Origin of the sequence: Arthrobacter sp. 49Tsu3.1M3, from assembly GCF_900168135.1 — a bacterium.
GTDB lineage: Bacteria > Actinomycetota > Actinomycetes > Actinomycetales > Micrococcaceae > Arthrobacter.
The window spans coordinates 69,502-75,631 of record NZ_FUZD01000021.1; the positions used below are offsets into that span (position 1 = coordinate 69,502).

The following is a 6,130-nucleotide window of genomic DNA, read 5'->3' on the forward strand; positions in this document are numbered from 1 at the left end:
CATGGCAGTCAGCTCCGCCCTCCGCACCGCCCGCGCGAGTACTGGCCCCCGGCGGACGCGTGCGGCGCTTCCCGCCGTCGTCCTCATCGGCAGCCTTTCCGGCACCCTGGCCTTGAGTGGCTGCGCGGATCCCGGCGCCTCCGCGGCTGCCGGCGGGCAGCCGGCGACGACGGCGGCGCGCAACGGCGTCGTCTACAACACCTCGCCGGACCAGCAGCGGATCCGGGCGCAGAAGGACACGTCCCTGGCCGCGAAGGTCCCCGCACCGATCGGCAAGGACGGCAAGCTGACCGTCGCGACGACGGCGGGCGCGATCCCGCTGTCCTTCCACGCCACGGACGACAAGACCCCGATCGGCGTCGAGGTGGACCTGGCCCAGCTGGTCGCGGACAAGCTGGGCCTGGACCTGGACGTCCAGGTGACCTCCTGGGAGAACTGGCCGTTGAAGACCCAGTCCGGCGACTTCGAGGCCGTGTTCTCCAATGTGGGCATCAACGCCGCCCGCGTGAAGCTCTTCGACTTCTCCAGCTACCGCGCCGCGTACATGGGCTTCGAGGCCAGGAAGAGCTCCGGCTACAACATCAAGGGCTCCGATGACATCTCCGGCCTGAAGATCTCGGTGGGCTCGGGCACCAACCAGGAGAAGATCCTGATCGCCTGGAACAAGGAGCTCGAGGCCAAGGGCAAGCCGCCCGCGGTACTGCAGTACTACTCCTCCGACGCCGACACCATCCTGGCGCTGCCCTCCGGCCGCACCGACCTGAACCTCGCGCCCTACCCGTCCGTTACGTACCGGGAAAACACCCGCGACGACCTCAAGGTGGTGGGCAAAGTCAACGCCGGATGGCCGTCCGAGACCCTGGTCGCGGCGACCACGCTCAAGGGCAACGGCCTGGCCCCGGCCATCACGGACGCCCTGAACTCCGCCATCAAGGACGGCTCCTACGCCAAGGTCCTGGACCGCTGGGGACTCTCCGAGGAAGCCCTTCCCGAGTCCACGACCGTCACCGAGGCCAACTTCGGCGCCGGCCATGCGGGGAAAACACAGACGGGGAAAACGCAGTGAAATTCCAGGTCCTCGACATCATCCCGCACCTGAAGAACCCGGTCACCGGGGAGATCGTCTCCACCGCGGACCGGCTCAACCAGGTGGTGGAGACCGCGCGCCGGGCGGAGGACCTCGGCTACGACAGCTTCTCCGTCGGGGAACGCCACGCGGGCGAGTTCATCTCCTCCTCCCCCACCACCGTGCTCGCCGCCATCGCCGCCGTCACCACGAGCATCCGGCTGCAAAGCGGCGTGACGGTACTGTCCGTGCTGGACCCGGTGCGGGTCGCGGAGGACTACGCCACGATCGACCAGCTCAGCCGCGGGCGGCTGGAACTGGTGATCGGCAAGGGCAATGAGGTGCTGCAGTATCCGCTGTTCGGCCTGGACCTGGCGGACCAGTGGGACCTCCTCGCGGAGAAATACGCCCTGCTCCGCCGGCTCTGGACCGAGGAAAGCATCACGTGGTCCGGGAGGTTCCGCGCCGCGCTGACAGAGCCCACCACCACCACCCCGCGGCCCTTCGCCGGGGCGCCGCGGGTCTGGCACGGCTCCGCCACCAGCCTGGCCTCGGCGGCCCTGGCGGCGCAGTGGGGCGATCCGCTGTTCACAGCCAACGCGATCCAGCCGCGGGAAAACTACAAGCTGCTCATTGACCACTACCGCGAGGAATACGAACGGCACGGCCACGATCCCCGGCACCAGTACCTGGGTTCCGGATCGGGCGCGGGCGGCGTTTTCATCGCGGACACCACTCAGGAGGCCAAGCGGCAGTTCGGCCCGGTCTACGAGGCCCTCACGTCCGGCCGGAACGTTCCCGGCAACAACTCCCCCTACCGGGACATCGACCACGCAGTCGCCGACGGCCCGGCCCTGGTGGGCAGCCCGGAGCAGGTCATCGACAAGATCCTCAGCTACCACGCGCTCTACGGCCACGACCTGCAGTCCATCTCGCTGCCCACCACTCTGCCCTTCGCCCAGCAGCTGGAAATCCTGGAGCGCTTCGCCCTGGAAGTCATTCCGGCCGTCCGCGCCGCCGCGCCCACCACGCTCTGGGCCGACGCGACCCGTACGCCGGCCGGCCGGAGGCCGCCGGCTCCACCGAACCCGACGCCGCTGCCCGCGTCGCAGCCGCCCACAACCAGCACAGGAGCTCCTATGTCCGCACCCACTGACACCCCCGGCAGTCCGACCCGCCGCATCAGTCCCGACCGGGAATTCGAAACCGCCTGGGCGGACTGGCATACCGCGCACGAACGCCACCGCGCCAGCCCCCACGGCTTCCTCGCCGTCACCCACCTGCACTGGCTCGATGCCTCACCCGCACGGCTGGACGGGGCGCCGGGTACGTGGAGCGTCGAGGACGACGTCGTCCGCCTGGCTTTGGGGGCAGGCGAACGCGTCCTTCGCGACGGGCAGGAACTGAACGCAGACGGGTCCGGAGCTACCGTGTTCCTCGGCCCAATTTCCGAGCGCGATGGCCTGAATCTGCGGGTGGAGGATGCCGGCGCCGGCCATACAGTGATAGAGCTCGCCAAGCGCGGCGGCCGCTATGTCGTGCGGCCGCGGCATCCTCTGAACCCGCTGCTCACCGGCTACCGCGGCACCCCCGCCTACGCCCCCAGCACCGAATATGCCGTCTCGGGAATATCCGTGCCGTTCGCCGAACCGCGGCCCACCACGGTGGGCGCGGCGGTCGAGGGAATCCAGCACGTCTACGAGGCCCCCGGGGAAATCCGCTTCCGGCTCCGCGGCAACGACCTGAGCCTCACCGCATTCAACGGCCACGCTCCGGGCACGCTGTCTGTGCTTTTCACGGACGCGACCTCGGGCAAGAGCACCTACGCGGCCAACCGCTCGCTCACCGTGGCGGCTCCTGGTCCCGACGGCACGGTCTGGCTCGACTTCAACCGGGCGGTGAACCTGCCGTGCGCCTACACGGACCTCGCCACGTGCCCGCTGCCGCCGGCGGAGAACCGCCTGCCGGTGCCCATCGAGGCCGGCGAACAGATCCCCTACGAACGACAGGACGCATCATGAGCAGCCATCCCGCCCAGGACGGGCCCCGCGAACACGGCCTCCTGCTGCTCGAGCTCGACGGCGCCGGCAGCCACCCGGCCGCGTGGCGGGTTTCCCGCTCGGCCCCGGCTGCCGTGCTGGGCCCGGAACACCTCCGCGGCGCCGTTCTCGCCGCCGAGTCCGCCGGGTTCCACGCGGCGACGTTTTCCGACCCCGGCCTGCCGGCCCCCGGGCGCCCGGACGCCGCGGCCCGGCTCAACGCCCTGCAGCGCGCCGCGTTCGCCGGCCCCGTGACCCGCTCCCTCGCGCTGATTCCGGAAGTGGACACCGCCTACACCGAGCCGTTCCACATCTCAACCCAGCTGGCCAGCCTGGACTACGTCTCGGGCGGACGGGCCGGCTGGCTGGTAGCCGCTTCATCAAGCGCTGCCGATGCCGCCGCCGTCGGACGCGACACCGTGCGCGGGGACCGGCTTTCCCGTGAGGCCGCCGATTCGATCGAGGTCAGCCGCAGGCTCTGGGACTCCTGGGAGGACGACGCCGTGATCCGCGACGTCCCCACCGGGCGCTACCTCGACGTCGACAAGCTGCATTACATCGACGTCGACAACGGCAACTATTCGGTCAAGGGTCCGTCGATCATTCCCCGGCCGCCCCAGGGCCAGCTGCCCGTCCTGGCCCCGGCCGGGCTCCTCACCGCGGAGGCCATCGCGGCCGGGGCAGCCGACGCGCTCCTCGTCTCGGCCCCGACGCCCGGGCTCCTGGCCGCGGAGCTCGCGGCGACGCGCGCAGGACTCGCCGCCGGCGGCAAGGGGCCCGCGCTGATTGCCGAGCTCGACGTCGTGCTGGACTCCCGCGGCCAGACCGCCGCTGAGCGGCTGGCCGCGCTGAACGGCCACACCCCATGGCAGAGCCCGCGCGCACAGTTCATCGGCTCGGCGGCCGGGCTTACCGATCTGCTTACGGAGGTGCTGGCCTGGGCCGAGGGGGTCCGCCTGCACCCCGCCGTGCTGGACACGGATCTTGAGGAACTGACGCGGCTGGTGCTGCCCGAACTGCGCCGGCGCGGGGTCCTCGCCCCCACCAGCCCGGACGCCACATTCCGCGATCGGCTGGGGCTGACCCGGCCAGCCAGCCGCTACGCCGCCATTGCCTCCGGAACAACTGTCACCGGCGCGGAAAACTAAGGAGCCACCATGAGCCACAGTACCCACCACGCCACCGCGGGATTCACCCCGTCAGGTCAGCTCCAGCTGGGCGTGTTCTTCCAGGGCGTCAACTCCGGAACCGTCTGGAAGGCGGCCGAGTCCGGCTCCCAGACCGACTTCGAATCGTTCCGGCGCATCGCCCAAACCGCCGAGCGCGGCCTGTTCGCGGCGTTCTTCCTCGGCGAAGGCCTGCGACTGCGCGAGCATCTTGGCCGCCCGCACGCGCTCGACGTCGCCGGCCGTCCCGACGCGCAGACCGCCCTCGCCGCCTTGGCCTCGGTGACCACCAGGATCGGGCTGGTCGCAACCCAGAACACCACGTACAACGACCCGGCGGACCTGGCGCACCGGCTCTCCACGCTGGATCTGCTGTCCGGAGGCCGCGCGGCCTGGAACATCGTCACCACGGACAACGCCTGGACCGGCGCCAACTTCCGCCGCGGCGGGTACCTGGACCACGCCGACCGGTACACCCATGCCGAGGCCTTCGTGGAAACCGCCAAGCGGATCTGGGACGCGTGGGACGACGGCGCCGTCGCGGGCTCAGCCTCCGCCGAGCGGTGGTCGGCGGAGGGCGCGGTCCGGCGGGTGCGCCACACCGGCCGGCATTACACCGTCGACGTCACCCCGCGGCTGCCGCGCAGCGCCCAGTACCGGCCGGTGCTGTTCCAGGCCGGGGATTCGCCCGAGGGCAGGGACTTCGCCGCCCGGCAGGCGGACGTCATCTTTTCCGCGCACCCGCAGCTCGATGACGCCCTGGAGTTCCGCCGCGACATCGTTGAGCGCACCCTCCGGGCCGGCCGCGGCGCCCAGGACGTGAAGATCATGCCGGCAAGCGAGTTCATCCTCGCCGCCACGCCGCGGGAGGCCCTCGAAAAGAAGGCCTGGGTCCGCAGTCTGCAGATCGGCCCGCAGCAGGCCATCGCGTACCTCGAACAGTTCTGGGGCCGGGAGCTGCAGGGCTACGATCCCGACGGCCCGCTGCCGGACATCGACCCCGTGGTAGAAGAAACCTCCGAAACGCGCGGCAGCGGCTTCCACGGCGCCAAGGCACGCCAGCTGGCCGACCAGTGGCGGGCCGAGGCCAAGGAGAAGGGCCTGTCCATCCGCCAGTTCGTCTCGGCCAAGACCAGCCGGGGGGACTCTACCTTCACCGGCTCGTACACCGAGGTCGCGGACCGGCTCAGCGAGTATGCCCGGACCGGCGCCGTCGACGGCTTCAACATCTCGCCGTGGCTGATTCCGTCCGGCCTCGACGACATCGTCAACCACCTCGTGCCGGAACTGCAGGAGCGCGGCGTGTACCCCACGGAGTACGCGGGCAGCACGCTGCGGGAGAACCTCGGCCTGGCCACGCCGGTCCGCGCAGTTCCCGGGGTCGCCGTCGAGGCCGCCGAGGCCGCCGGGGCAGCCTGGGCAGGCGGGGCAGGCGGGGCAGGCGGGGCAGGCGGGGCAGGCCTCGACGCCGGTTCCGTCACGGCACACCCCTAGGCAATCTCCGGTTCCGTCACGGCGCAGCCCTAGGCAATCACCATCGATTGCTCCGTAGCCGCCCTTTTCGAGGCCTAGATGTACTGCGCCGGGACGTTGTTGACATGTAGGGCTTGAAAACGAGGAGGACCTCCGGGCTAAGTGGAGCTGTCTAGTTCACACACTTTGCGCTCGGAGGTCCTCGTGTCCCACGTTAATGCCCGTCTAACAGTTCATGGAAGACTCCTGATCGTTGACCGTGTGGCCGCAGGCCGCCCGGTCGCCCATATCGCCGCGGAGCTGGGTGTGTCCCGGCAGACGGCGTACCGGTGGGTCAGACGTTTCCGGGCCGAGGGCGCGGCCGGTCTGCAGGACCGCTCAAGCCG

General features: G+C 70.5%; 5 protein-coding genes and 1 pseudogene. All 6 read left to right on the forward strand.

The window, feature by feature from the left end:
• The first annotated feature begins 1 nt into the window (after position 1).
• A complete protein-coding gene (locus tag B5X90_RS17740) occupies positions 2-1,066 on the forward strand; it encodes an ABC transporter substrate-binding protein (protein ID WP_079555260.1) in 1,065 nt (354 codons plus the stop codon).
• Positions 1,063-2,222: pseudogene (locus tag B5X90_RS17745) on the forward strand (LLM class flavin-dependent oxidoreductase). The gene B5X90_RS17740 and the pseudogene B5X90_RS17745 overlap by 4 nt, the downstream one beginning before the upstream one ends.
• A complete protein-coding gene (locus tag B5X90_RS17750) occupies positions 2,206-3,087 on the forward strand; it encodes a DUF1684 domain-containing protein (RefSeq protein WP_079555261.1) in 882 nt (293 codons plus the stop codon). Before B5X90_RS17745 ends, B5X90_RS17750 begins: the two are co-directional and overlap by 17 nt.
• On the forward strand, positions 3,084-4,253 hold the full coding sequence (locus B5X90_RS17755; RefSeq protein ID WP_079555262.1) for an LLM class flavin-dependent oxidoreductase: 1,170 nt from the start codon (positions 3,084-3,086) through the stop codon (positions 4,251-4,253). The genes B5X90_RS17750 and B5X90_RS17755 overlap by 4 nt, the downstream gene beginning before the upstream one ends.
• Before the next feature lie 9 nt (positions 4,254-4,262).
• Positions 4,263-5,765 (forward strand): NtaA/DmoA family FMN-dependent monooxygenase, encoded by a 1,503-nt coding sequence (locus B5X90_RS17760; protein ID WP_079555263.1) that lies wholly within the window; start codon positions 4,263-4,265, stop codon positions 5,763-5,765.
• 183 nt (positions 5,766-5,948) lie between these two features.
• Positions 5,949-6,130: helix-turn-helix domain-containing protein (locus B5X90_RS17765; RefSeq protein WP_143264802.1), on the forward strand; the 182-nt coding region annotated here is incomplete at its 3' end.